22 protein-coding genes are annotated in these 26,107 nt (G+C 67.9%); 17 read left to right on the top strand and 5 right to left on the bottom strand.

Annotated features, from left to right (window positions below; genetic code table 11):
* Positions 1–110: 110 nt before the first annotated feature.
* The 3 genes from SH591_RS10320 to ligA are packed head-to-tail and all read left to right on the top strand — an operon-like array spanning position 111 to position 4,728.
* On the top strand, positions 111–899 hold the full coding sequence (locus tag SH591_RS10320; protein ID WP_322831425.1) for an outer membrane protein assembly factor BamD: 789 nt from the start codon (positions 111–113) through the stop codon (positions 897–899).
* Between the two features lie 15 nt (positions 900–914).
* A complete protein-coding gene (gene recN / locus SH591_RS10315; protein WP_324749052.1) occupies positions 915–2,576 on the top strand; it encodes a DNA repair protein RecN in 1,662 nt (553 codons plus the stop codon).
* Positions 2,577–2,595: 19 nt separating this feature from the next.
* The gene (gene ligA, locus SH591_RS10310) at positions 2,596–4,728 is read left to right on the top strand and encodes an NAD-dependent DNA ligase LigA (protein WP_324749051.1); all 2,133 of its coding nucleotides are present in this window, start codon (positions 2,596–2,598) and stop codon (positions 4,726–4,728) included.
* Between the two features lie 84 nt (positions 4,729–4,812).
* On the opposite strand, the gene SH591_RS10305 is transcribed toward ligA, so the two are convergent.
* Genes SH591_RS10305 through SH591_RS10290 form a run of 4 tightly spaced genes read right to left on the bottom strand, consistent with a single transcriptional unit; the run spans position 4,813 to position 9,173 of the window.
* The gene (locus SH591_RS10305) at positions 4,813–5,736 is read right to left on the bottom strand and encodes a 50S ribosomal protein L11 methyltransferase (protein WP_324749050.1); all 924 of its coding nucleotides are present in this window, start codon (positions 5,734–5,736) and stop codon (positions 4,813–4,815) included.
* Positions 5,726–6,433: an SDR family NAD(P)-dependent oxidoreductase gene (locus tag SH591_RS10300; protein ID WP_324749049.1), complete on the bottom strand. Its 708-nt coding sequence runs from the start codon at positions 6,431–6,433 to the stop codon at positions 5,726–5,728. Before SH591_RS10300 ends, SH591_RS10305 begins: the two co-directional genes overlap by 11 nt.
* A 40-nt stretch (positions 6,434–6,473) precedes the next feature.
* A complete protein-coding gene (locus SH591_RS10295) occupies positions 6,474–7,778 on the bottom strand; it encodes a methyl-accepting chemotaxis protein (protein ID WP_324749048.1) in 1,305 nt (434 codons plus the stop codon).
* A 60-nt stretch (positions 7,779–7,838) separates the two neighbouring features.
* A complete protein-coding gene (locus tag SH591_RS10290) occupies positions 7,839–9,173 on the bottom strand; it encodes a methyl-accepting chemotaxis protein (RefSeq protein ID WP_322831419.1) in 1,335 nt (444 codons plus the stop codon).
* Positions 9,174–9,360: 187 nt separating this feature from the next.
* On the opposite strand from SH591_RS10290, the gene sdhC reads away from it, so the two are divergent.
* The 14 genes from sdhC to SH591_RS10220 all read left to right on the top strand — a co-directional run bounded on the left by sdhC (position 9,361) and on the right by SH591_RS10220 (position 24,048).
* Entirely contained in the window at positions 9,361–9,753 is a 393-nt protein-coding gene (gene sdhC, locus SH591_RS10285; protein ID WP_322831418.1) for a succinate dehydrogenase, cytochrome b556 subunit, read from the top strand.
* Positions 9,753–10,142: a succinate dehydrogenase, hydrophobic membrane anchor protein gene (gene sdhD / locus SH591_RS10280; protein WP_324749047.1), complete on the top strand. Its 390-nt coding sequence runs from the start codon at positions 9,753–9,755 to the stop codon at positions 10,140–10,142. Before sdhC ends, sdhD begins: the two co-directional genes overlap by 1 nt.
* A complete protein-coding gene (sdhA, locus tag SH591_RS10275; RefSeq protein WP_324749046.1) occupies positions 10,142–11,944 on the top strand; it encodes a succinate dehydrogenase flavoprotein subunit in 1,803 nt (600 codons plus the stop codon). Before sdhD ends, sdhA begins: the two co-directional genes overlap by 1 nt.
* Positions 11,945–11,957: 13 nt before the next feature.
* The gene (locus SH591_RS10270; protein ID WP_322831415.1) at positions 11,958–12,743 is read left to right on the top strand and encodes a succinate dehydrogenase iron-sulfur subunit; all 786 of its coding nucleotides are present in this window, start codon (positions 11,958–11,960) and stop codon (positions 12,741–12,743) included.
* Positions 12,744–12,750: 7 nt separating this feature from the next.
* Entirely contained in the window at positions 12,751–13,194 is a 444-nt protein-coding gene (locus tag SH591_RS10265) for a PaaI family thioesterase (RefSeq protein WP_324749045.1), read from the top strand.
* Positions 13,191–14,300 carry a cell division protein ZapE gene (zapE, locus tag SH591_RS10260; RefSeq protein WP_324749044.1) on the top strand — a complete coding sequence of 370 codons (1,110 nt, stop codon included), beginning with the start codon at positions 13,191–13,193 and terminating at the stop codon, positions 14,298–14,300. The genes SH591_RS10265 and zapE overlap by 4 nt, the downstream gene beginning before the upstream one ends.
* 150 nt (positions 14,301–14,450) lie before the next feature.
* A complete protein-coding gene (gene mdh / locus SH591_RS10255; protein WP_322831412.1) occupies positions 14,451–15,413 on the top strand; it encodes a malate dehydrogenase in 963 nt (320 codons plus the stop codon).
* A gap of 64 nt (positions 15,414–15,477) precedes the next feature.
* Positions 15,478–16,362: a succinate--CoA ligase subunit alpha gene (gene sucD / locus SH591_RS10250; RefSeq protein ID WP_324749042.1), complete on the top strand. Its 885-nt coding sequence runs from the start codon at positions 15,478–15,480 to the stop codon at positions 16,360–16,362.
* 52 nt (positions 16,363–16,414) lie between these two features.
* Positions 16,415–19,222, top strand: a complete 2,808-nt coding sequence (locus SH591_RS10245; protein ID WP_324749040.1) for a 2-oxoglutarate dehydrogenase E1 component — start codon at positions 16,415–16,417, stop codon at positions 19,220–19,222.
* Between the two features lie 11 nt (positions 19,223–19,233).
* Entirely contained in the window at positions 19,234–20,484 is a 1,251-nt protein-coding gene (gene odhB, locus SH591_RS10240; protein WP_324749039.1) for a 2-oxoglutarate dehydrogenase complex dihydrolipoyllysine-residue succinyltransferase, read from the top strand.
* 80 nt (positions 20,485–20,564) lie between these two features.
* The gene (gene lpdA, locus SH591_RS10235; RefSeq protein WP_324749038.1) at positions 20,565–21,959 is read left to right on the top strand and encodes a dihydrolipoyl dehydrogenase; all 1,395 of its coding nucleotides are present in this window, start codon (positions 20,565–20,567) and stop codon (positions 21,957–21,959) included.
* A 60-nt stretch (positions 21,960–22,019) separates the two neighbouring features.
* Entirely contained in the window at positions 22,020–22,655 is a 636-nt protein-coding gene (locus tag SH591_RS10230) for a hypothetical protein (protein WP_324749037.1), read from the top strand.
* A gap of 69 nt (positions 22,656–22,724) precedes the next feature.
* The gene (locus SH591_RS10225) at positions 22,725–23,411 is read left to right on the top strand and encodes a PepSY domain-containing protein (protein WP_324749036.1); all 687 of its coding nucleotides are present in this window, start codon (positions 22,725–22,727) and stop codon (positions 23,409–23,411) included.
* 7 nt (positions 23,412–23,418) lie between these two features.
* A complete protein-coding gene (locus SH591_RS10220) occupies positions 23,419–24,048 on the top strand; it encodes a trimeric intracellular cation channel family protein (protein ID WP_324749035.1) in 630 nt (209 codons plus the stop codon).
* 6 nt (positions 24,049–24,054) lie between these two features.
* On the opposite strand, the gene sppA is transcribed toward SH591_RS10220, so the two are convergent.
* Positions 24,055–25,929, bottom strand: a complete 1,875-nt coding sequence (gene sppA, locus SH591_RS10215; RefSeq protein WP_324749034.1) for a signal peptide peptidase SppA — start codon at positions 25,927–25,929, stop codon at positions 24,055–24,057.
* Positions 25,930–26,107: the final 178 nt, after the last annotated feature.

Below are 26,107 nucleotides of genomic sequence, written 5' to 3'. Positions count from 1 at the left end.
CCTTAGCAGCGCGGCCCTTTTCAGGGCATTAAACCGTCATTCATCGCCGCTGGGCTCTTTGCCTCCTATCCTGCTTGGCCTCCGCCCAAGCCTTCGCTAAGAAGCCGAACATGCTGCGCAACATCCCCCGTCCGCTTATCGGTCTCGCCATTCTTGCCGCGATCACTCCTTTGGCGGGATGCGCCAGCGGCAACAAGCGCACGCGCGCCGACACTTCCTACGTCGCGCGCGACGTCAACACGCTCTACAATGCGGCCAAATACCGGCTCGACCGCGGCCAGTACGTCATCGCGGCGGCACTGTTCGACGAGGTCGAGCGCCAACATCCCTATTCGATCTGGGCACGCCGCGCGCAGCTGATGAGCGCGTTCAGCTATTATCTCGCCAAGGACCACACCAAGTCGATCGAATCGGCCCGCCGCTTCCTGGCGATCCATCCCGGCAACAAGGACGCGCCCTACGCCCTCTATCTGATCGCGCTCAATCATTACGAGCAGATCGAGGACGTGAACCGCGACCAGAGCATCTCCAAGCAGGCGCTCGACGCGCTCGGCGAACTCGTCCGCCGTTATCCCGAGACTCGCTTCGCCGCCGACGCACGCCTGAAGATCGACCTTGTCCGCGACCATCTCGCCGGCAAGGAGATGGAGATCGGCCGCTTCTACCAGCGCCGCCAGCAATGGCTCGCCTCGGTGGTCCGCTTCCGCACCGTCATCGACGAATATCAGACGACGACGCACACGCCCGAGGCGCTGATGCGCCTCACCGAATCCTATCTGGCGCTCGGCATTCCGGCGGAAGCGAAGAAGGCCGCCGCCGTGCTCGGAGCCAATTATCCGGGCACCAAATGGTATGAGCGCGCCTACGAGCTGGTCCAGAAGCACGCCCCTGCCGCCTGACGTGGCGGGGCCGTCATGCTGACCGCCCTTTCGATCCGCGACGTCGTGCTGATCGAGACGCTGGACCTCGAATTCGGTCCGGGTCTCGGCGTGCTCACCGGCGAGACCGGCGCCGGCAAGTCGATTCTGCTCGATTCCCTCGGCCTCGCGCTCGGCGCCCGCGCCGATAGCGGCCTCGTACGTAGCGGGCAGGCCCAGGCCGTGGTCAGCGTCAGCTTCGAGGTGCCGGAAAGCCACGCCGCGCGTGCGCTGCTCGCCGAGAACGGGCTGGATGGCGAGGCCGGCGAGCCGATCGTCATTCGCCGCATCGTAAAGTCGGACGGCGGCAGCCGCGCCTTCGTCAACGACCAGTCGGCCTCGGTCGCTTTGCTCCGCGATCTCGGCGCCCTGCTGGTCGAGATACACGGCCAGCATGACGACCGCGGGCTGCTGAACGCGCGCGGCCACCGCGCCCTGCTCGACGCTTACGGTCGCATCGACACGCGCACCTGCGAGACCACGTTCCAGGTCTGGCGCGGCGCCGAGGCGAAGCTCGCCGCGACCCGCGACATGATCGACGTCGCCGCGCGCGACCGCGAATATCTGGAACATGCCGTCGCCGAGCTGACCGCGCTGGCGCCGCAGCCGGGCGAGGACGAGGAACTGGCCGGGCTGCGCGCCAACATGCAGAAAGGCGCGCGGCTGGCCGAGGATATCGGAGCGGTGGCCCAGTTGGTCGAGGGATCGGAGGGGGCGCTCGCCCTCCTCCGCCAGGCCGCCCGCCGCCTCGACCGGTTCGCCGACGAGGACGACAAGCTGGGCGAAGCGCTGGCCGCCATCGACCGCGCAGTGGTCGAGGCGTCCGAGGCCGAGGACCGGCTCGCCGAAGCGGCCGAGGCTATGGCCTATGATCCGGCCCGGCTCGAGGAGGCTGAGACACGGCTATTCGAGATCCGAGCGGTCGCCCGCAAGCACCGCGTGGAGCCGGACGCTTTGGCGGCGCTGGCCGGGGAGTTGGCCGCGAAGCTGGAGGCGATCGAGACCGGCGACGAAAGCCTCGCCGCGCTGGAGCGCGCGGTGCAGGATAGCCGCGCCGCCTATCTGGCGGCGGCCGAAACGCTGACCGCGGCGCGCGAAGAGGCCGCCGCCCGGCTCGACACGGCGGTGGCGCAGGAGCTGGCGCCGCTCAAGCTGGACGCCGCGAAGTTCAAGACGGTGATCGAGCCGCTCGACGAGGCGCAATGGGGCGCGCGCGGCCGCGACCGGGTCGAGTTCGAAATCTCGACCAATCCCGGATCGCCGTTCGCGCCTTTGATCAAGATCGCCAGCGGCGGCGAATTGTCGCGCTTCATCCTGGCGTTGAAGGTCGCGCTGGCCGAGCGCGGCGGCGCGACGACGATGGTGTTCGACGAGATCGACCGCGGCGTCGGCGGCGCGGTGGCGAGCGCGATCGGCGAGCGGCTGCACCGGCTCGCCGGGCGCGCGCAATTGCTGGTCGTGACCCACAGCCCGCAGGTGGCGGCGCGCGGCAACCAGCATTTGCTGATCGAGAAGAGCCACCAGGGGCTGGTCACGCGCACCAGCGTACAGGCGCTCGACGAAGCGCGCCGCCGCGAGGAAATCGCGCGCATGCTCTCGGGCGCCCAAGTCACCGACGAGGCCCGCGCCCAGGCGACCCGATTGCTGGAGGCGGCCTAGCGGGTTATCGCTCGCGACGATGACCGCGCCCGAACATCTTACCGACATCGAAGCGGCCGCCGAACTCGGCCGGCTCGCCAAAGAAATCGCCCGCCACAACCGGCTCTACCATACCGACGACGCGCCGGAGATTTCCGACGCGGACTATGATGCGCTGGTGCGGCGCAACGCCGCGCTGGAGGCAGCCTTCCCGCATCTAGTGCGCACCGACAGCCCGTCGCGCCAGGTCGGCGCGGCGCCCGCCGGGCACCTTGCGAAAGTGGCCCACGCACTGCCGATGCTCAGCCTCGACAACGCCTTTGCCGACGCGGAGGTGACGGACTTCATCGGCCGGGTGCGGCGCTTCCTTGCCCTGCCCGCCGACGCGGAGGTGGCGCTGACCGCCGAGCCCAAGATCGACGGCCTGTCCTGCTCGCTGCGCTACGAGAAGGGCGTGCTCGTCCAGGCGGCGACGCGCGGCGACGGCGCGACCGGCGAGGACGTGACCGCCAATGCGGCGACGATCAAGGACATCCCGCAGCGCCTGCACGGCGACGCGCCCGACGTGTTCGAGGTGCGCGGCGAGGTCTATATGGCCAAGGCCGATTTCGCTGCGCTCAACACGCGGCTCCTCGCCGAGGCAGACGACCCCGAGAAAGCGCGTCAGTTCGCCAATCCGCGCAACGCCGCCGCCGGCTCGCTGCGCCAGAAGGATTGGAAGGTGACGGCGGCGCGGCCGCTGCGCTTCCTCGCTCATGGCTGGGGCGAAGCCTCGGCGCTGCCGGGCGAGACCCAGTGCGCGGTGATGCAGGCCATCGCGGCCTGGGGCCTGCCGGTCTCCGACGATTTCCAGCGTTTCACCGATCTCGAGACCTCGCTCGCCCATTACCGGAGCATCGAGGCCAGGCGCGCCGACCTGCCGTTCGACATCGACGGCGTCGTCTACAAGGTCGATCGCCTGGACTGGCAGCGCCGGCTCGGCCACGTCGCCAAGGCCCCGCGCTGGGCGATCGCGCACAAATTCCCGGCCGAGCGGGCCGAGACGACCTTGAAGGCGATCGACATCCAGGTCGGCCGCACCGGCAAGCTGACCCCGGTTGCGCGGCTGGAGCCGGTCAATGTCGGCGGCGTCACCGTCACCAACGCGACTTTGCACAATGCCGACGAGATCGCGCGTCTTGGGGTGCGGATCGGCGATCGCGTCGTGATCCAGCGCGCCGGCGACGTGATCCCGCAGGTGCTCGAAAGCCTGACGCGCAGCGACGACCGCCCGCCTTACGTCTTCCCGGACCATTGCCCCGAATGCGGATCGGAAGCGGTGCGCGAGGAAGGCGAGGTCGACATACGCTGCACCGGCGGCCTGATCTGCCCGGCCCAGCGGGTCGAGCGGCTCAGGCATTTCGCCAGCCGCCACGCGCTCGACATCGAGGGGCTGGGCCTCACCCATATCGAGAGCTTCTTTGCCGACGGCATCATCCAGTCGCCGGCCGACATCTTCCTGCTGACCCGCGAGACCCTGCTCGGCCGCGAACGCTGGGCGGAAACCTCCGCCAACAATCTCATCAAGGCCATCGACGCGCGGCGAAACCCGCCGCTCGACCGGTTCCTGTTCGCGCTCGGCATCCGCCACATCGGCGAGGTGACCGCGCGCGACCTCGCCCGTCGCTATCGCTCGTGGGACAATTTCCGCGCCGTGATCGAGGCGGCAGTGGCCGCACGCGCCGCGATCCAGCCGACGCCGGCCGAGCCTGAGCGCAAGTACCTGCTGAGGCGCAACAAGGCGGTGGTCGCGGCGATCGAGACGCCGGGCGTCGGGCCGGAGGTCGCCAACGCCCTGCTCGATTTCTTCGAGGAGCCGCACAACCGGGAAGTGGTGGACGCCATCCTCGCCGCGGGAGTCGCGCCGCAGGACGTGATCCACGAGACGCGCGAATCCTCGGTCAGCGGCAAGACCCTGGTCTTCACCGGCAGCCTCGAGACGCTGTCGCGCGACGAGGCCAAGGCGCAGGCTGAGGCGCTGGGCGCGAAGGTGGCCGGGTCGGTGTCGGCCAAGACCGACCTCGTCATCGCCGGCCCGGGCGCGGGCTCCAAGCTCAAGAAGGCAGCCGAACTGGGGATCGAAGTGATCGACGAGGCGGCGTGGAACGCGATCTTCGGCGGGGCTTCGGCCTGATCGTCGCCCCGGCGGAGGCCGGGGCCTCCGGGTCGGTTCGCACCTTTTCTTCCTGAGATCCCGGCCTGCGCCGGGATGACGGTTCTACTGCCAGCCTAAGGCCCGGCGCTTGCGCATCACCAGGGTGGGCCAGTCGCCGCGGACGATGCGCGAGCCGAGCATCAGGCCCTGGCGGCGGTAGGCAGCGGCGACCTTGTCGGCCTGGTGGTCGAGTAGGCCGGCGAGGATCAGCCGCCCGCCCGGCGCGAGCGCCTTGGATACCGACGGCGCGAGATCGATTAGCGGGCCGGCGAGAATGTTGGCGATGATCAGGTCGTAGGGCGCGCGCGCCTGCAGCCGGGGATGCTCCATGCCCGTCGCCACCATCAGTTCGAGCTGGCCGCGGGCGCGGCCGAGCTTCATCGCGTTGATCACCGCATTCTCCTCGGTGACCTCGATCGAGATCGGATCGATGTCCGACGCCGCCGCCTTGGCCAACGGCCAGAGCCGCATCGCCGCGAAGGCGAGCAGGCCGGTGCCGGTACCAAGATCGAGCAGGTTGGAGAAGGAAGCGCCGGTCTCCTTCAGCCGGTCTAGCGCCATCAGGCAGCCGGTGGTGGTCTCGTGCTGGCCGGTGCCGAAGGCGCGGCCGGCGTCGATCTCCAGCGCCACCGCCCCCGCCGGCACGCTGTCGCGATAGGCCGGGGTGTGAACGTAGAAGCGGCCGGCGCGGATCGGCTCCAGCCCCTGCTGGCTGAGCGTGACCCAATCCTCCTCGGCGACCCTCGTCACCATCGGCTCGACCCCGGCGGCGCTCGGCGCGAACTCGCGCAGCATGGCCAGCATCGCGGCGTCGGGCTCGTGCTCGAAATAGGCGTCGAGCCGCCATTGCTCCGGGCGCGCCGGATCGGGCTCGCTGGTCATCAGCACCGGCGGCTCGTCCAGCAAAGCGAGCTGCGGGACGTCCTCCGCGACCGCCTCGGCCTCCGCCTTGGTGCAGGGCAGAGTGACCTTCCAGCTATCGGACATAGGAGGCGCCGTTGACGTCGATCACCGCCCCGGTCGCCGACGGCGGGGCGTCGGCCGCCAGCCAGCGCACCGTCTCGGCCACTTCTTCCGGCGCGGCGACGCGGCCGAGCGGGATATCGGCGAGCAATTTGTCGCCACCGCGGCTGGCGAGATAATCGTCGGCCATGCCGGTCATGGTGAAGCCGGGGCAGACGGCGAAAGCGAGGATCCCTTCGCCGGCATAGCCGCGGGCGATCGTCTTGGTCATGCCGATCATGCCCGCTTTGGACGCGGCATAATGCCAGTGGTTCGGGCTATCGCCGCGGTAAGCGGCGCGGCTGGCGACGTTGACGATGCGGCCGCCCTCGCCGCGCTCGCGGAAATGGAGCACGGCGAGGCGGCAGAGCTCGGCCGAGGCGGTGAGGTTGATCCGCATCGTCCGCTCCCAGCCGCCGAGCCAGTCGTCGTGCGCCTGATCGATCGGCGACGCTTCGAAGACGCCGGCATTGTTGACGAGCACGTCGATCCGCCCGCCGAAGCGATCGAGGGCCTCCGTCCACAGGGCCGCCGCGGCGCCGGGCTGCGACAGGTCGGAGGCGATGCGCGCGGCGTCGCCATTGCTGCTGGAATGGCCGATCACCCGGTGCGCGCCCAGCGCGTCGACGATCGCCTTGCCGATGCCCCGGCTCGAGCCGGTGACGAGAATGTTGAGTGCCATGGCCGCCCGATTAGGGAAGCGCGGCCCGCGTGGGAAGGCCTCAGACGGCGATGGTGGTGACGAACTCGGCGGTGGTGGTGCGGAAGCGGGTGAGATGCTCGCTGACCCGGACGAAGCCATTTTCGACTTCGCCGATCTCGCTCACCACTTGATCGGTGTCGGCGCGGATCGCCGCAATCACCGAGGACATCGAGTCGGCGGCAAGCGCGGTCTCGTCGACCGCGGCCGTGATCATCGTCACCGTCTGCGCTTGCGTTTCCATCGCCTTGCTGATGCGGTCGGCGGAGGCCTGCACCTCCTCGACCGTCTCGCGGATCGAGCCGTTGGCGTCGACCGTCTGCCGAGTGGCCTGTTGGATCGCCATGATCTTGGCGGTGATGTCGTCGGTGGCGCGCGATGTCTGCGATGCGAGCGATTTCACTTCCTGCGCGACGACCGCGAAGCCGCGGCCGGCATCGCCGGCGCGGGCCGCCTCGATCGTCGCGTTCAATGCGAGCAGGTTCGTCTGGCCGGCAATGTCGCGAATGAGGCCGAGGATCGATTCGATCGCCTCGACATGGGTCGACAAGGCCTGGCTGACATGGACAGCCTCGGATGCTTGGCTGCCGGCGCGGGTGGCGACGGCGGCGGCGGCCTCGACCTCGGTGCGGGCGTCCTCGATCGCGCGGATCAGGCCGGCGGCGGTGTGGGCCGCCTCGCGCATCGCGACGGCAGACTGCTCCGCCGAGGAGGCCACTTCGGAGGTCTTGCCGAGCATGCCGCGGGCGGCGGTCGAGGTGGAGACGGTGCGGTCGCGCAGCGCATCGGATTCGCGCGCGGTCGCGGAGACGAGGTCGGATACGGTCTGTTGGAAATGCTCGCTCTGCCGGCCGCGCGCTTCGGCGGCTTCGTTGGCCTCGAGCAGCCCGACCTGGGCGAGGATGATGTCGTTGCCGAAAGAGACCAGGCGCTCGAGCGTACCGACATGCTTCCAGAGCCGGGCGCGGTCCTCCGCGTAATGGGCATCGAGCGCCTCGGCCATGGCGGTGGTCAGCTCCGCGCGCTTCGCGATCGCGAGCGGGACGGAGAAATTGCGGATGTAGAGCTCGAGCCCATAAGCTGCGACCGCGTGGATCCACTCAGCATCGACCGGGCTCGTGCAGCGCTCGCGGAAATGGTCGGCAGCGGCCTCGTCCTGCACGGCGCGGATCGCGGCGTCGAGAATGTCCCCCGCTTCCTCCCACAACGCGCGCAGATCGCGCTCGAAGGCGCCGTCGGCATTGTAGATGGCAAGCCGGTTCGCGACCTGCTGTTCGGTCAGTTTCTGCAACCGGGACCCGTCCTCATGCACGTGGAAGTCGGCCATGCGCGCCACCCCAAGTTCAACGACTCGGAATGGCGCTAGCATGGGCGCGTAAACGAATGATTAGGCCGCGTAGCTCTTCACGAAGCGGTCGGTGGTCGACTTGAACTGCGCCATCTGCTCGTCGACCTGGCCGAAATTGCGCTCGACCGCGTCGATCTCGCTCACCACGGTCTCGGTATCGGCGCGGATCGCGGCGATCGTGGAGGACATGGAATCGGCGGCCAGCGCGGTCTCGTCGACTGCGGCGGTGATCATCGTCACCGTCTGCGCCTGGGTCTCCATCGCGCGGCGGATGCGGTCGGCGGAGGTCTGGACCTCCTCGACCGTCTCGCGGATCGAGCCGTTGGCCTCGACGGTCTGGCGGGTCGCCTGCTGGATGGCGGTGATCTTGGCGGTGATGTCGTCGGTCGCGCGCGCGGTCTGCGAGGCGAGCGATTTCACTTCCTGGGCGACGACCGCGAAACCGCGGCCGGCATCGCCCGCACGAGCCGCCTCGATCGTGGCGTTCAATGCGAGCAGGTTGGTCTGGCCGGCAATGTCGCGAATGAGGCCGAGGATCGATTCGATCGCCTCGACATGGCCCGACAAAGCCTGGCTGACATGGACCGCATCGGAGGCCTGGCTGCCGGCACGAGTCGCCACCCCGGCGGCGACCTCGACTTCGGTGCGGGCGTCTTCGATCGCGCGAATCAGGCCGGCGGCGGTCTGCGCGGCCTCGCGCATCGCGATGGCGGACTGTTCGGCGGCGGCGGCCACTTCCGAAGTCTTGCCGAGCATGCCGCGAGCGGCGCTCGACGCGTCGGACGCCTGGGAGCGGAGCTTGCGGCTGTCGCTGGCGGTGCGCTCGACCACGCCGAGCATCTCGTCGTTGAACTCGGCGCCGCGTGCGCTGCGACGCTCGCGCTCTGCCTTGGCGCGGATACGGTCATAATGGGCCGAGAAGATATCGGCCTCGAGCAGGGTCGCCTGGGTCAGCGCGCGACTGAGGCGCGCCAGATTCTCATGGTCGTCCGCAAAATGCCGGGTCAGCGCGTCCTGGATCGAGGTCGCCGCCGCCGAAATGCCGGCGATGACCGCGGTGAGCGGACCGAAGGCGGACGCGGCCGTGGCGAGGTTGCCGGCATAATCGACCCACTTCTGGCTGTGCAGATCGGGGAATTTCAGCGCCATATAAGGCACGGCCGTCGCCACCAATTCCCGCTCGCGCGCCGGATCAATCGCCTGGCCGGGGCTGGCCGACTGGACATACTGGCGGGCGAAGGCGCGGGCGATCCCCTCGCATTCCGCCTCGATCACGGTCCAGATCTCGCGCCCGCAGTCCGCGAGGACACCATCCGGATCGAACAGCCCGATACGGTCTTCGATCGCCACCCGTTCGCTCTTGTCCGTCGTCACGCAATATACCTTCCATCGGAATCGTGCTCTTCCTGTCGGTTGCTAGGCAGCGCGCGTTAAAATCGCGTTAGTTATCGCTGCAGCCATTGCGGATTCCCGCAGCGTCGCTTGGCGTTGCAAAGTCCGGCGCGCGTTCTAAAAGCGGCTGCGCATCCACAGGGCCCGAAAAGACAGAGAAAGTCGCTCCATGCACCGTAACGCCTCGCGCCCGCTCTCGCCGCATCTCACGATCTGGCGCTGGGGCCCTCACATGCTCGTGTCGATCCTGCACCGCGTCACCGGCACCGGCCTCGCCACCGTCGGCGCGATCGCCTTCGTCTGGTGGCTTGCGGCCGCGGCGAGCGGACCGGAAGCCTATGCGACCTTCGTCGACCATGCCGACAATTGGTACGGCGTGATCGTCGGCATCGGCCTCACCTGGGCCTTCTGGCAGCATACCGCCTCGGGCCTGCGCCATTTCGTGCTCGACCTTGGCGCCGGCTACGAGCTTTCGACCAACAAATTCTGGGCCAACATGACGCTCGTCGCCTCCGTGCTGCTGACGGCGCTCACCTGGTTCGCCATTCTGGGAGTGAAGTGATGAGGATGGAAACGCCGATCGGGCGCGTCCGCGGGCTCGGCTCCGCGAAATCGGGCGCGCATCATTGGTGGCTCGAGCGGCTGACCTCGATTTCCACCCTGGTCCTGTTCGTCTGGTTCCTCGTCTCGATCTTCCGCCTGCCGACGCTGGACCATAAGGCCGTCGTCGAGTGGCTGGAATCGCCGATCGTCGCCGTGCCGATGCTGCTGCTGATCGTGTCGACCTTCTGGCATTTGAAGCTCGGCCTGCAGGTGTTCATCGAGGATTATGTCCACGAGGGCGGCCTCAAGCTCTTCACGATCACCCTGCTCAATTTCTTCGTGATCGCGCTCGGCGCGCTCGCTTTTTATTCCGTTCTCAAGATCGCCTTCGGCGGAGGGGCAGCCTGATGCCAAGCAGTTCGACCAACGCCGCCTACAAGATCATCGACCATGTCTATGACGTCGTCGTCGTCGGCGCCGGCGGCGCCGGCCTGCGCGCCACGATGGGCGCGGCCGAAAAGGGCCTGAAGACGGCCTGCATCACCAAGGTTTTCCCGACCCGCAGCCACACCGTCGCGGCGCAGGGCGGCATCGCCGCCAGCCTCGGCAACATGGGCCCGGATCACTGGACCTGGCACATGTACGACACGGTCAAGGGCTCCGACTGGCTCGGCGACCAGGACGCGATCGAATATCTGTGCCGCGAGGCTCCGGCCGCCGTCTACGAGCTCGAACATGCCGGCGTCCCCTTCAGCCGCACCACCGAGGGCAAGATCTACCAGCGCCCGTTCGGCGGAATGATGCAGAATATGGGCGAGGGCCCGCCGGCGCAGCGCACCTGCGCCGCCGCCGACCGCACCGGCCACGCCATGCTGCACGCGCTCTACCAGCAGAGCCTGAAGTACGAATCCGACTTCTTCATCGAATATTTCGCGCTCGACCTGATCATGGAAGGCGGCGAGTGCCGCGGCGTGATCGCGCTGTGCATGGAAGACGGCACCCTCCACCGCTTCCGCAGCCAGGCCGTCGTCCTCGCCACCGGCGGCTATGGCCGCACCTATTTCTCGGCGACGTCGGCGCACACCTGCACCGGCGACGGCAACGCCATGGTGCTGCGCGCGGGCCTGCCGCTCCAGGACATGGAATTCGTCCAGTTCCATCCGACCGGCATCTACGGCGCCGGCGTGCTCATCACCGAGGGCGCGCGCGGCGAGGGCGGCTACCTCACCAACTCCGAGGGCGAGCGCTTCATGGAGCGCTATGCCCCGTCGGCGAAGGACCTGGCCAGCCGCGACGTCGTCTCGCGTTCGATGGCGATGGAGATCCGCGAGGGCCGCGGCGTCGGCAAGGACAAGGACCATATCTACCTGCACCTCGACCATATCGCGCCCGAGGTGCTGGCCGAGCGGCTGCCAGGCATTACCGAGACCGGCAAGGTCTTCGCCGGCGTCGACCTGACCCGCCAGCCGCTACCGGTGGTGCCGACCGTCCATTACAATATGGGCGGCATTCCGACCAACTTCCACGGCGAGGTCGTGACGCTGAAGGACGGCAACCCCGACAGCGTCGTTCCCGGCCTGTTTGCGGTCGGCGAGGCCGCCTGCGTCTCGGTCCACGGCGCCAACCGGCTCGGCTCCAACAGCCTGATCGATCTGGTCGTGTTCGGCCGCGCCGCCGGTCACCGTCTCGGCGACATCATCAAGCCGGGCGCCGCGCAGCGCCCGCTGCCCAAGGGCTCGGAAGAGCTCGCGATCGGCCGGCTCGACCGTTTCCGCCACGCCAAGGGCGGCAGCACGACCGCCGAGATCCGCGCCGCGATGCAGAAGACCATGCAGGCCGACTGCGCCGTCTTCCGCACCGAAGCGACGCTGGAGGAAGGCAAGGCCAAGATCGACGCCATCTACCAGCGCCTGGCCGACGTCAGCGTCACCGACCGCTCGCTGATCTGGAACACTGACCTGGTCGAGACGCTCGAGCTCGACAACATGCTGCCGCAGGCCGTCGTCACCATGCACTCCGCCGCCAACCGCAAGGAAAGCCGCGGCGCGCACATGCACGAGGATTACCCGCAGCGTGACGACCCCAACTGGATGAAGCACACGGTCGCCTGGTTCGACCGCGGCACCGTCTCCATCGATTACCGTCCGGTGCACGAATATACGCTCACCGACGAGATCGACTACATCAAGCCCAAGGCGCGGGTTTACTAAGGATCCAAAGATCATGGCCGAGTTCAGCCTGCCGAAGAACAGCAAGATCAAGGGCAAGGGCCGGGAGCATAAGGCCGCTCCCGGCGCAACCCGGATCAAGAAGTTCAAGGTCTATCGCTACGACCCCGATACGGGCGAAAATCCGCGCTACGACACGTTCGAGGTGGATCTCGACACGTGCGGGCCGATGGTGCTCGACGCGCTCATCAAGATGAAGAGCGAGCAGGATTCGTCTCTGACCTTCCGCCGTTCGTGCCGCGAGGGCATTTGCGGCTCGTGCTCGATGAACATGGACGGTCGCAACGGTCTCGCCTGCACCACCGCGATCGAGGACATCAAGGGCGACGTGCGGATCACGCCGCTGCCGCACATGGATGTGGTGAAGGACCTGGTCCCCGATTTCACCCATTTCTACGCGCAATATGCCTCGATCGAGCCGTGGCTGAAGACCAAGACGCCGGAGCCTTCGGGCAAGGAGCGGCTGCAGTCGCCCGAGGATCGCGCCAAATTGGACGGCCTCTACGAGTGCATCCTGTGCGCCTGCTGCTCGACCTCCTGCCCGAGCTATTGGTGGAACTCTGACCGCTTCCTCGGCCCGGCCATCCTGCTCCAGGCCTATCGCTGGCTCGCCGACAGCCGCGACGAAATGACCGGCGAGCGCCTCGACGAGCTCGAGGATCCGTTCCGCCTCTACCGCTGCCACACGATCATGAACTGCGCGAACGTGTGCCCGAAGGGCCTCAACCCGGCCAAGGCCATCGCCGAGACCAAGAAGCTGCTCGTCGAACGGGCCGTCTAAGGCCGGCATGCACCCGCTCATCCGCCACCAGCCCGATCCGGATTATCCGGGCTGGTGGACGTGGGCCCTGCCCGACGAATCGCGCTTCAACGCTACGATCGGCAAGTTGCTGGTGCGCGCCGAAGGACCGGGCAAGGCGCGCTGCCGCATGTTTCCGGAAGAGCGCCACGGCAATATCGGCGACGCCGTCCATGGCGGCGCCATCCTGACCTTCATCGACATGGCCCTGTTCGCCGGCGGCCATATGGCGGGCATGAGCGACACCGGGGCCGTGACGCTCGACTGCGCCGTGCAGTTCATCTCCGCCGGCGAGATCGGGCGGCCGCTCGACGCGAGCGTGGAGCTGCTGCGCGAAAGCGGCCGCTTGGTCTTCTACCGCGGTATGATCGAGCAGGAGGGGCGCACCGTCGCCGCGTTCTCGGGCACTTTGCGCAAGGTCGGCCAGGCGTGACCGCTGTTTCGCAGCGCTATGGGGAACTGCTGGCCGCGGGCGAATTGCGCCCCGATCCCGACCAGCAGCGCGCGGTTGCCGTGCTCGACCGGCTGGCGAATGACCTTACCGCAACGGCCAGCCCGGGCCTGTGGGCGCGGCTCACCGGAAAGGCGCCGCCTAAGGCGCGCGGGGTCTATATGTGGGGCGGTGTCGGCCGCGGCAAATCGATGCTGATGGACCTCGCTTTCGAGACGATCGCGGTCGAGCCCAAGCGCCGCGTCCATTTCCACGAATTCATGCTCGAAGTGCATGACCGGCTGCGGGTCGAGCGCCAGCGCGAGAATGGCGACCCGATCGCGCCGGTGGCCGAGGCGATCGCCGCGGAGGCGCGCCTGCTCGCCTTCGACGAGATGGTGATCAACAACAGCGCCGACGCGATGATCCTGTCGCGGCTCTTTTCGCGGCTGCTCGAGCAGGGGGTGACCGTCGTCACCACATCGAACCGCCCGCCGCGCGACCTCTACAAGGACGGGCTCAACCGCGAGCTGTTCCTGCCCTTCATCGACCTGATCGAGCGGGAGCTGGACGTGGTGCCGTTGAATGGCCCGACCGACTATCGGCTCGACCGCCTGGGCGGGATGCCGACCTGGTACGTGCCCAACGGCCCGGTCGCCACGGTGGCGCTGCGCGACGCCTTCTTCCGCCTCACCGATTACCCGCCCGAGGACCGCGCCCACGTCCCGTCCGAGGACATCGCAGTGCCGGGCGGGCGCACCATGCACGTGCCCAAGGCGTTGAAGGGCGTTGCCGTCTTCTCGTTCAAGCGCCTGTGCGGCGAGCCGCGCGGCGCGCCCGATTATCTCGCCATCGCCCGGCGCTATCACAGCGTGGTGATCGTCGGCATCCCGAAACTGGGGCCGGAGAAGCGCAACGAGGCGGCGCGCTTCGTGACCCTGATCGACGCGCTCTACGAGAACAAGGTGAAGCTGCTCGCCGCCGCTGACGCCGAGCCGGCCGAACTCTACACCCAGGGCACGGGCACGTTCGAATTCGAGCGCACCGTCTCGCGCCTGCTCGAGATGCAGTCCGAGGACTATCTCGCCGCGGGCCACGGCGCGGAATAGACACAGCGCATGGCTGCAAGGGAAAATACGGGATACAAATTGTCCCGCGAGGCGGTTGCCCCCTACGTCCCGAGGGTCTAAGCGAGCCCCAAAATCCCTCGGCTGCGCCCGCAGCCGGTCTCGCTTGAATAAGAAAGGCTGGGGAGTCGCATGGCTCGCAAGAAAATCGCGCTTATCGGTGCCGGCATGATCGGCGGAACGCTCGCCCACCTCGCGGCGGTTCGTGAAATGGGCGACATCGTCCTGTTCGACATCGCCGAGGGCTTTCCGCAGGGCAAGGCGCTCGATCTCGCCCAGGCCGGCCCGGTCGACGGCTTCGACGTCGAGCTCAAGGGCACCAACGATTATGCCGACATTGCCGGCGCCGACGTCTGCATCGTCACCGCCGGCGTGCCGCGCAAGCCGGGCATGAGCCGCGACGACCTGCTCGGCATCAACCTCAAGGTCATGAAGGCCGTCGGCGAAGGCATCAAGGCGCATGCCCCCGACGCGTTCGTGATCTGCATCACCAACCCGCTCGACGCGATGGTGTGGGCGCTGCGCGAATTCTCCGGCCTCCCGGCCGAGAAAGTCGTCGGCATGGCCGGCGTGCTCGACAGCGCGCGCTTCCGCCACTTCCTCGCCGAGGAGTTCAAGGTCTCGGTCGAGGACGTCACCGCCTTCGTGCTCGGCGGCCACGGCGACACGATGGTCCCGGTGATCGAATATTCGACCGTCGCGGGCATCCCCGTCCCCGACCTCATCAAGATGGGCTGGTCGACGCAGGAGAAGATCGACGCGATCGTCCAGCGTACCCGCTCCGGCGGCGGCGAGATCGTCCAGCTGCTGAAGACCGGCTCGGCTTATTACGCGCCGGCGACGAGCGCGATCGCGATGGCCGAGAGCTACCTGAAGGACAAGAAGCGCGTCCTTCCGGCCGCCGCGAACCTCACCGGACAGTATGGCGTCAACGATCTCTATGTCGGCGTGCCGATCGTGATCGGCGCCGGCGGCGTCGAGCGCATCGTCGAGATCGAGCTCAACGAAGAGGCCAAGGCCAACTTCCAGGTGTCGGTCGAAGCGGTGAAGGAGCTGCTGGTCGCCTGCAAGGCGATCGACGGCAGCCTCGCCTGAGCACTGACCTCACACCATTCCGGAAACTGGGCCCGGCATTCGCCAGGGTGCTAAAGGAAAACGAATGAGCATTCTCGTCAACGCCAATACCAAGGTCATCACCCAGGGGATGACCGGTGAAACCGGCACCTTCCACACCGAGCAGGCGCTTACGTACGGCACCAAGATGGTCGGCGGCGTGACCCCGGGCAAGGGCGGCCAGACCCATATCGGCCTGCCCGTCTTCAACACCGTCCAGGAGGCGGTCGACGTGACCGGCGCGGATGCGAGCGTGATCTACGTTCCGCCGCCCTTCGCGGCCGATTCGATCCTCGAGGCGATCGACGCCGAGGTCCCGCTGATCGTCGCGATCACGGAAGGCATTCCGGTGCTCGACATGGTCCGCGTCAAGCGCGCTTTGTCCGGCTCCAAGTCGCGGCTGATCGGCCCGAACTGCCCGGGCGTGTTGACCCCCAACGAGTGCAAGATCGGCATCATGCCGGGCTCGATCTTCTCCAAGGGCTCGGTCGGCGTCGTCAGCCGTTCCGGCACGCTCACCTATGAGGCGGTGTTCCAGACCACCCAGCAGGGCCTCGGCCAGACCACTGCGGTCGGCATCGGCGGCGACCCGGTCAACGGCACCAACTTCATCGACGTGCTCGAGCTGTTCCTCGCCGACGAGGCGACCCAATCGATCATCATGATCGGCGAGATCGGCGGATCGGCCGAGGAGGAAGCGGCCCAGTTCCTCCAAGACGAGGCCCGCCGCGGCCGCAAGAAGCCGATGGTGGGCTTCATCGCCGGCCGCACTGCGCCTCCGGGCCGTCGCATGGGCCATGCCGGGGCGATCGTCGCCGGCGGCAAGGGCGGCGCGGAGGATAAGATCGCTGCGATGGAAGCGGCTGGAATTCGCGTGTCGCCGAGCCCATCTGAGCTCGGGACCACCCTCGCCGAAGTTTTGAAGGGCTGAGGGAACAGTTAGGACGGCGCGTTTGTGGGATCGCGCGACGACAAGAAGGCGTATGACCGTGGATATGTTCGGCGAGAGCGAACAGGAACAGGGCCCTAGCTGGGCCCGCAACAATTGGCCGATCAGCGAGCTCGACGAGCTCAATGCCGGCCTCGATCCCACTCGCATGGCCATCGAGGCGGTGCGCGACAAGGCCAAGACCGCGGCGGTTTCGGCCGGCAAGTCCGACGCCGACATCAAGCAGGCGGCGGACGATTCGATCCGCGCGATGATGCTGATCCGCACCTACCGGGTGCGCGGCCACCTCGCCGCCAATCTCGATCCGCTCGGCCTCGCCCAGCGCGACCTGCCCGCCGACCTCACCCCCGAATTCCACGGCTTCGCAAGCGATGCGCTCGACCGCCCGGTCTATCTCGGCGGCACGCTCGGCTTCGAATTCGCGACCGTCCGCCAGATCGTCGCCGTGCTGCGCGCCAATTATTGCGGCAATGTCGGCCTCGATTACATGCACATCAACGACCTGGAGGAACGCCGCTTCCTGCAGGAGCGGATGGAGGGCAAGGACGCCACGATCAGCTTCACCCCCGAGGGCAAGCAGTCGATCCTCGCCAAGGTGATCCAGGGCGAGCAGTGGGAGCGCTTCCTCGCCAAGAAATATGTCGGCACCAAGCGCTTCGGCCTGGACGGCGGTGAGTCGATGATCCCGGCGCTCGAGAGCGTGATCAAATATGGCGGCCAGATGGGCGTCAACGAGATCGTGTTCGGCATGGCCCATCGCGGCCGCCTGAACGTCCTCGCCAACGTGATGGCCAAGCCCTATCGCGCGATTTTCAGCGAGTTCGCCGGCGGTTCGGCCAACCCTGAGGATGTCGGCGGTTCGGGCGACGTCAAATACCATCTCGGCACCTCGTCGGACCGCGAGTTCGACGGCATCAAGGTGCACATGTCGCTGGTTCCCAACCCCAGCCACCTCGAGGCGGTCAATCCGGTCGTGCTCGGCAAGGTGCGGGCGACCCAGACCCACAAGGGCGACATCGAGGGCGACCAGGTCCTGCCGGTACTCCTGCACGGCGACGCCGCCTTTGCGGGCCAGGGCATCGTCGCGGAATGCTTCGGCTTCTCCGGCCTGCCGGGTTACGGCACCGGCGGCACCCTGCACTTCGTGATCAACAACCAGGTGGGCTTCACCACATCGCCGCAATTCGCGCGCTCGTCGCCCTACCCATCCGACATTGCCAAGTCGGTCCAGGCGCCGATCCTGCACGTCAACGGCGACGATCCCGAGGCGGTGACCTTCGCCTGCAAGCTCGCGATCGAATATCGCCAGCAGTTCAACCGCGACATCGTGATCGACATGTGGTGCTATCGCCGCTTCGGCCACAATGAGGGCGACGAGCCGAGCTTCACGCAGCCGCTCATGTATGCCGCGATCCGCAAGCATCCGCCCGTCTCCGAGATCTACGGCAAGCGCCTGATCGAGGAAGGCGTCGTGGACCAGGCCTGGATCGACCAGCGGGTCAACGAATTCACCGAGATGCTCGAAGGCGAGTTCGACGCCGCAAAGACCTATCTGCCCAACAAGGCCGACTGGTTCGAAGGCCGCTGGACCGGCCTCGGCAAGCCCGATACGCCCGAGACCGGCCGCCGCAACGTCGCGACCAGCGTGCCGGAAGAGGTGCTCCGCGAAATCGGCGAGACGCTGACCACAGTCCCCGGCGACCTCGAGCCGCACAAGACGCTGCTGCGCATTCTCGACGCCAAGCGCGAGATGTTCGCCACCGGCGAGAATTTCGACTGGGCGACCGGCGAAGCCCTCGCCTTCGGCACGCTTCTGCGCGACGATTACGACGTTCGCCTGTCCGGCCAGGACAGCGGCCGCGGCACGTTCAGCCACCGCCACGCCGTCTGGGTCGACCAGAAGGACGGCCACAAATGTATCCCGCTGACCAAGATCGGCCCGGCCCGGTTCGAGGTGCGCGATTCCCCGCTCAGCGAATATGGCGTGCTTGGCTTCGAATATGGCTATTCGATCGCCGACCCGAAGACGCTCGTGCTGTGGGAGGCCCAGTTCGGCGACTTCGTCAACGGCGCCCAGACGATGATCGACCAGTTCATCGCCGCCGGCGAGGCCAAGTGGCTGCGCGCCTCGGGCCTCGTGATGCTGCTGCCGCACGGCTATGAGGGCCAGGGGCCCGAGCACAGCTCGGCGCGCCCAGAGCGCTTCCTCCAGCTTTGCGCCGAGGACAATATGCAGGTCGCCAACATCACGACGCCGGCGAACTATTTCCACGTTCTCCGCCGCCAGATGCACCGCGATTTCCGCAAGCCGCTGGTGATCATGACGCCGAAGTCGCTGCTGCGCCACAAGATGGCGGTCTCCAGCCTCGCCGACTTCAGCGGCGACAGCCACTTCCGCCGCATCCTCTCCGACCCGTCGGCCCCGGCCGACACGGAGGTGAAGCGCCTTGTCCTCTGCACCGGCAAGGTCGCCTACGACCTGATCGACGCGCGCGACAAGGCCGGCGACAAGAATACCGCGATCGTCCGCGTGGAGCAGATCTATCCGTTCCCGTCGGAGCCGCTGGTGGAGCGCCTGAAGCGCATGACCAACCTCGAAGAGGTGGTCTGGGCGCAGGAGGAGCCGCGTAACAACGGTTACTGGTTCTTCGTCGAGCCGTTCATCGAACAATGCCTGGCCGAGGCCGGCATCAAGCCGCAGCGCGCACGCTATGCCGGCCGCGCCGCGGCGGCTTCGCCGGCCACCGGCCTGGCCAAGCGGCATGCCGCCGAGCAGACGGCGCTGATCGCCGACGCGCTCGGCCACACGGATGATGCGCTGGCACAGCGCAAAGCGGGTTAAGAGGGAAAAGAATGGCAACCGACGTTACCGTACCGACGCTGGGTGAATCGATCACCGAGGCAACTCTTGGCCAATGGCTGAAGCAGCCGGGCGATCCCGTCGCGCTCGACGAGCCGATCGCCAGCCTGGAGACCGACAAGGTCGCCGTGGAGGTGCCCTCGCCGGTCGCCGGCACGATGGGCGAGCATGTCGTGGCCGAAGGCGACACCGTCAATGTGGGCGCGGTGATCGCGCGCATCGACGCCGGCGCAGGCGCCGCCGCGCCCGCCGCCGAGCCGGCCGAGACCGCGGTCAACCCCGCCGGCCCAGGCGAGACTCCGGCGCTGAAGAGCGATCCGAACGCGCCCCACGCCGACGGCGGCGACCTCACCTTGTCGCCGGCGGTGCGCCGCGTCGTGCTCGAACATCATCTCGACCCGTCGAAGATCAAGGGCACCGGCAAGGATGGGCGCCTGACCAAGGACGACGTGCTCGCCGCCGCCAAGACGCAGTCGGCGCCCGCTGCGGCAGCACCGGCAGCGCCTGCCGCTCCGCAGGCGAAGACGCCGGCCGCCGCCGGCGAACGCCGCGAGGAGCGCGTCCGCATGACCCGCCTCCGCCAGACGGTCGCACGGCGCCTCAAGGAAGCGCAGAACACGGCGGCGATGCTGACCACCTTCAACGACGTCGACATGACGGCGGTGATGGAGGCGCGGGCCAAGTATAAGGACCTGTTCGAGAAGAAGCACCAGATCCGCCTCGGCTTCATGGGCTTCTTCGTGAAGGCGGCCGCGCTCGCCGCCCGCGACGTTCCGGCGGTCAACGCGTCGATCGAGGGCGAGGAGATCGTCTATCGCGATTATCTCGACGTCTCGGTCGCAGTGTCGGCGCCCAACGGCCTGGTCGTTCCGGTGATCCGCGACGCCCACGCCATGAGCTTCGCCGAGATCGAGAAGACCATCGCCGATTTCGGCAAGCGCGCCAAGGAAGGCACGCTGACCATGGCCGAGATGCAGGGTGGCACCTTCACCATCTCCAACGGCGGGGTGTTCGGCTCCCTGCTGTCCACCCCGATCATCAACCCGCCGCAGTCGGCCGTGCTCGGCATGCACCGCATCGAGCAGCGTCCGGTCGTCCTCGACGGCCAGATCGTCGCCCGCCCGATGATGTATCTTGCTTTGTCCTACGACCACCGCCTGGTCGACGGCCGCGAGGCGGTGACCTTCCTCGTCCGCATGAAGGAAGCGATCGAGGATCCGACGCGCCTGCTGATCGATCTGTAAACGGCTGTTCCCCGGCGAAAGCCGGGGCGCAGGCTTCCTGTCTTGCTGGACCCCGGCCTTCGCCGGGGAACGAGGTGAAAATGGCTGAATTCGACTTTGACGTTCTGGTGATCGGCGCCGGCCCCGGCGGCTATGTCGCGGCGATCCGCGCCGCCCAGCTCGGCCTCAAGACGGCGTGCGCGGAGAGCCGCGAGACGCTCGGCGGCACCTGTCTCAACGTCGGTTGCATTCCGTCCAAGGCCTTGCTCCACGCGTCCGAGCTGTTCGAGGAAGCGAGCCACGGCACACTCGCCAAATGGGGCGTCAAGACCGGCCCGGTCGAGCTCGACCTCGACGCCATGCACGGCACCCGCCTCGAGGCGATCAAGGGCCTAACCGGCGGCATCGAGTTCCTGTTCAAGAAGAACAAGGTCGAGTGGCTGAAAGGCCGCGCCGCCTTTACCGGCACCAATAGCGTCAAGGTCGGCGACCGCGAGGTCCGCGCCAAGAACATCGTCATCGCCACCGGCTCCAGCGTCACTCCGCTACCCGGCGTCGAGATCGATCATGAGGCAATCGTCGATTCGACCAGCGCGCTCGAGCTGAAGAAAGTCCCCGGCCACATGGTCGTGATCGGCGGCGGCGTGATCGGCCTCGAATTGGGTTCGGTGTGGCGGCGCCTGGGCGCCAAGGTTACCGTCGTCGAGTTTCTCGACCAGATCCTGCCCGGCATGGACGGCGAGGTCCGCAAGGAAGCCGCCAAGATCTTCAAGAAGCAGGGCTTCGACATCAAGACCGGCACCAAGGTCACCAAGGCCGAGCGCAAGGGCGAAGGCGTGGTGCTGACGGTCGAGCCGGCGGCCGGCGGCGAGGCGACGACGATCGAGGCCGACACCGTCCTCGTCTCGATCGGCCGCCGCCCGAACACCGAAGGCCTCGCGCTCGACAAGGCCGGTCTTACCACCAACCAGCGCGGCCAAGTCGAAATCGACCATGATTTCAGCACCAAGGTGCCGGGCATCTGGGCGATCGGCGACGTGGCCCCGGGTCCGATGCTCGCCCACAAGGCCGAGGACGAAGGCATCGCCGTGGCCGAGAACATTGCCGGCCTGACCGGAATCGTGAACCACGACGTCATCCCGAGCGTGGTCTACACCATGCCCGAGATCGCCGGCGTCGGCCTCACCGAGGAAGAAGCCAAGTCGCGCGCCGACGTGAAGGTCGGCAAGTTCCCGATGATGGCCAACAGCCGCGCCAAGACCAACCGCGAGCCCGACGGCTTCGTGAAGGTCATCGCCGACGCCAAGACCGACCGCGTGCTCGGCGTGTGGATGGTCGCCTCGGTCGCCGGCACGATGATCGCCCAGGCCGCGCAGGCGATGGAATTCGGCGCGACGTCCGAAGACATCGCCTACACCTGCCACGCCCATCCGACGCACTCCGAGGCGTTCAAGGAAGCGGCGATGGCGGTCACCGGCAAGCCGATCCACATCTAGGCGGAACAGCCGCACCGATCGCCCGTTGGGAGACCGTTACGGTTTCTCAACGAGGCGAGGATGCGGCTTTCCCTTTTTGCCGGCGCCCTTCTGGTGCTGGCTTCCTGCGGGCCCAAGGCGCTGACGCTGCCCGAAGCGCCGGTCGATCGCGCCGCCACCTGCGGCGTGGTCTCAGCGGCCGAAGCGCGCGCCGCGACCGGCGACATCAAGGCCGCACTGCCTTTCTCCGCGCAGGGCCAGATCCTCCATTTTGCCTTGCTCGCCGGTGCCGCAGACGAGGAGTTCGACGCGGAGGCGGCCAACGCCGTGCTGAAGCGCATGCCCGAACTGGAGGGCGAGATCACCTCGGGCCAATGGCAGGACTTGGTCCCCGAATGCCGCGAAGCGTTTCCGGCGACGCAGATCGCGATGGTCGCCTTGCCCCCCGACGCCTTTGCCGCCCAGCTCGCCTGCGACGAACTCGGCGACTTCCTCACCACCGCCCTCGCCCGCCAGGATGGCGACTATGGCAGCCAGCTCGGCGATTATCATCGCCTCGCGCGGAGCCTGAACCAGCGGCTTGGGCCGGGCCTGCGCGCCCGCGCCGGACCGGACCTGGCGGCGCAGCAGCGGGCGCGTCGCGAAGCCCTGGCCGTCGCGGCGAAGGGCGGCCCGCCCATGGCGGTGATGCAGCGTTGCCTCGAACGCTTCGACTGAGGGCTTTCCTTTTCGGGCCGAAGGGCTGACAAACTGCGCGTTCCACTTGCCGGGTAGGGGGCAGTTGTCGTGAAGGTCCGAGCATCGCTGAGGCGTGTCCACATCTGGCTGGGGTGGATTCTCATCATCCCGCTGCTGATCTGGACAGGCAGCGGCCTGTTCATGGCGGCGCAGCCGATCGAAAGAGTGCGCGGCGAGGATCTGGTCGCAAAAGCTCGGCCGCTGGCCCTGTCGGCGCCGCCGGTCGCGCCGGCAATCGGCCCCCGCCCCGTCGCCTCGCTTGCGCTCGAGCCGCGCTGGAGCGGCCCCAAATGGGTGATCCGCTACGCCGACGGGGGCACGAGGCTCGCCGATCCCGCCACCGGACGCCTCCTGCCGGGGCTCAACGCGCGCGAGGCGATGCAGGCGGTGGAGGCACGCTATACCGGCGACGCGCGCATCACCGCCGTCGACCGGACATCGGCCGAGGCGCCGCCGGTCGAGCTGCGCCGGCCGGTCGAGGCGTGGCGGGTCAGCTTCGACGACGGCACCCGTTTCTACGTCGATGCGGCGACCGGCGACATCATCGCCCGGCGGACCGATTTATGGCGGGTCTACGATTTTCTCTGGGGCCTCCACATCCTGAACCTCAAGACGCGCGACGATTTCAACACGCCGTTGCTGGTCGCCTTCAGCGCCCTCTCCTTCGCGGCCGTGCTGATGGCCCTCGTCATGCTGCCGATGACCATCCGGCGCCGCCCTCCAGGGAAAAGATAGTGAATCGATGACGCCGGATCCGCTCCACCCTGCCGTCGCTCCTCTGCTCGCCTATCTCGATCTGGCAGGCATCGCCGTGTTCGCTTTGTCGGGCGCGCTGGTCGCGGCCCAGAAGAGCCAGACGCTGGTGACCTTCGTCTTCTTCGCAGTGATCACGGGCGTCGGCGGCGGCACGATCCGCGACCTGCTGATCGGGGCGCCGGTTTTCTGGGTCGGCCGCGACAGCATTCTTCTCATCTGCATCGCCGCGGCCTTGATCGTCTGGTCGACCCCGCGCCGCTGGTGGGAGCGCAATGCCCTCCTCTGGCTCGACGCTTTCGGGCTCGCCGCCTACGGCACGTTCGGCGCGGCCAAGGGCCTGGCGTTCGGCATCGCCCCCCTGCCGGCGATCGCGATGGGCGTGATGACCGGCTGCGTTGGTGGGATCCTGCGCGACGTCCTGACCGGCGAGCCGTCGATCCTGATGCGCCCCGAACTCTACGTCACTGCTGCTGCTCTCTCCGCCGCAATGATGGTCGGGCTGCTCCTGCTCGGCCTGCCCGGGACCATCGCCGGTGCGATCGCAGCACTGGCCGGCTTCACCTTGCGCGCGGGCGCGATCCGCTACGGCTGGCACCTACCCACTTATCCGCGCTGAGGCGATTCAGCCCGGCAGCAACTGGGTGAGCCAGGCGCCGAGCGACTGACGATCGCGCCGGCGCAACGGCGTCGTTCCGGACGGGCAGTCGAGGCAGCGCGCCTGGATGGCCGGACCCGACAGGATGCGCCGCGCGTCGTGCAGCCCGCGCAGCAGCATCCGCTCGGGCTTGGCAGCGACGCGGCTGAACACGTCGCGCGCCTGCTCCTCGGTGCCGCTGCCTGCCGCGCTGGCGAACAGCGCGTCGAACCAGCTCGGCTCCTTCTCGAGCCACACCGCCTTGGCCGTCTCGGGGTCGAGCTTGGCGCGGCGCGCCGCCTCGGCGATGGCGGCGTCGAGCGAACCGAACTGGTCGACGAGACCGAGCTGGCGCGCGGTGCCGCCGTCCCAGACGCGGCCTTGGGCGATCCGATCGACTCGTTGCGGCGGCATTTTTCGCGCCGCCGCGACGAGGCCGACGAAGCGGCGGTAGGTGCCCTCGACGCCGAGCTGGATGAGCTGGTCGGCCTCCGGGGACGGCCCGCGCAGCATGTCGGGCTCGCCCGACAAGGGCGTCGTCTTGACGCCGTCGGCGCCGACCCCGAGCTTGTCGAGCGTGCCTTCGAAGCTCGGCAGGATGCCGAACACGCCGATCGAGCCGGTGATCGTCTCCGGCTCTGCGAAGATGCGGTCGCCGGCCGTGGCGATCCAGTATCCGCCCGAGGCGGCGACCGATCCCATCGAGACCACCACCGGCAGCCCCTTCGACTTGGCGTCGAGCACCGCCTGGCGGATGCGCTCGGAGGCGAGCACCGACCCGCCCGGCGAATCGACCCGTACGACGAGCGCGCGCAGGTCGCGCTTCTCGAGGCCCTTGTAGATCGCCTTGGCGACCGTCTCGCCGCCGGCGGTGCCGAGGCCCGCCTCGCCGTCGACGATCTCGCCGGCCACGGTGACGATTCCGATCTGGCCCGCATTGTCGACCGCCGGGTTGGCGTTGATCCAGGCGTCATAGGCGATCGTCTTGAAGCTGCCCGGCACCTTCTCCTCATCGACGCCGGCCAGTTCGGCCATCCGCTTGCCGAAGGCGGTGCGGTCGCCGATCCGGTCGACCAGCCCGGCGGCGAGCGCCGCCTTGGCCATGTCGCCGCCGGCGGCGGCCATAAGCTGCGCCGGTGCGGCGACGTAAGCGGCGAGCTGCGCCTTGGGCCGTGAGCGCTGCACCTCGTCCTGCCACGTCTCCCACAGGGCGCCGGCCAGCGCCTGGCTCGCCTCGCGCGATTCGGGCGACATGTCGCTGCGGGTGAAGGGCTCGACCGCGGCCTTGTAGGTGCCGACGCGGTAGACGTTGGCGGTGACGCCGATCTTGTCGAGCAGGCCCTTGTAATAGAGGTTCGCGCCGCCCGGCCCGGCGATCAGCACTCCGCCGAGCGGATCGAGCCACACCTCGCTGGCGTGCGCGGCCAGCAGGTAGGAATCGTCGCTATAGCCGGTGGCGTAGGCGACGACCGGCTTGCCAGCCTTGCGTACCACGTCCATCGCCGCGCCGACGTCCGACAAGGCCGACTGGCCGCCGCCCGTGAAGATGTCGAGATCGAGCGCCACCGCCTTCACGCGGTCGTCCGTCGCGGCCGTTTCGAGCGCGTGGACGACGTCCCGGAGCCGATATTCGCGCACCAGCGGCCCGCCGCCCGCGAGCAGCTCGAACGGTTCCGACTCAGCGGGCTGCTCGACGATGCTTCCAGAAAGGGCGAGCAGCAAGGCGCCCTCGCTGGCGCTGCCGGCATAGGGATTGGCGGACAGGGCCGCGTAGAGGGCCCCGAAGAAGAGCAGCATGAAGAGCAGGACGAGCGCGTCCTTCACTCCGACCAGCAATCGCCACACCTTGCCGATAAACCGCATTGCCAGTCTTTCCCTTCCAGTCCTCCGATGCGCTATCGGAGCGGCAAGCCCCTGTAAATGCGGGCTTGGCCCTGCGCTTCGGCCCGCTTGGCATATTTGCCCGCTCGCGCCCCTTGACGCCTCACTCACAAAGCCTAAATCGACGCCATTGGCACTCACCAAGCTAGAGTGCTAACAA

This window comes from Sphingomonas sp. LY54 (assembly GCF_035594035.1).
Taxonomy (GTDB): domain Bacteria; phylum Pseudomonadota; class Alphaproteobacteria; order Sphingomonadales; family Sphingomonadaceae; genus Allosphingosinicella.
This window is presented reverse-complemented; position numbering and strand designations above follow the sequence as displayed.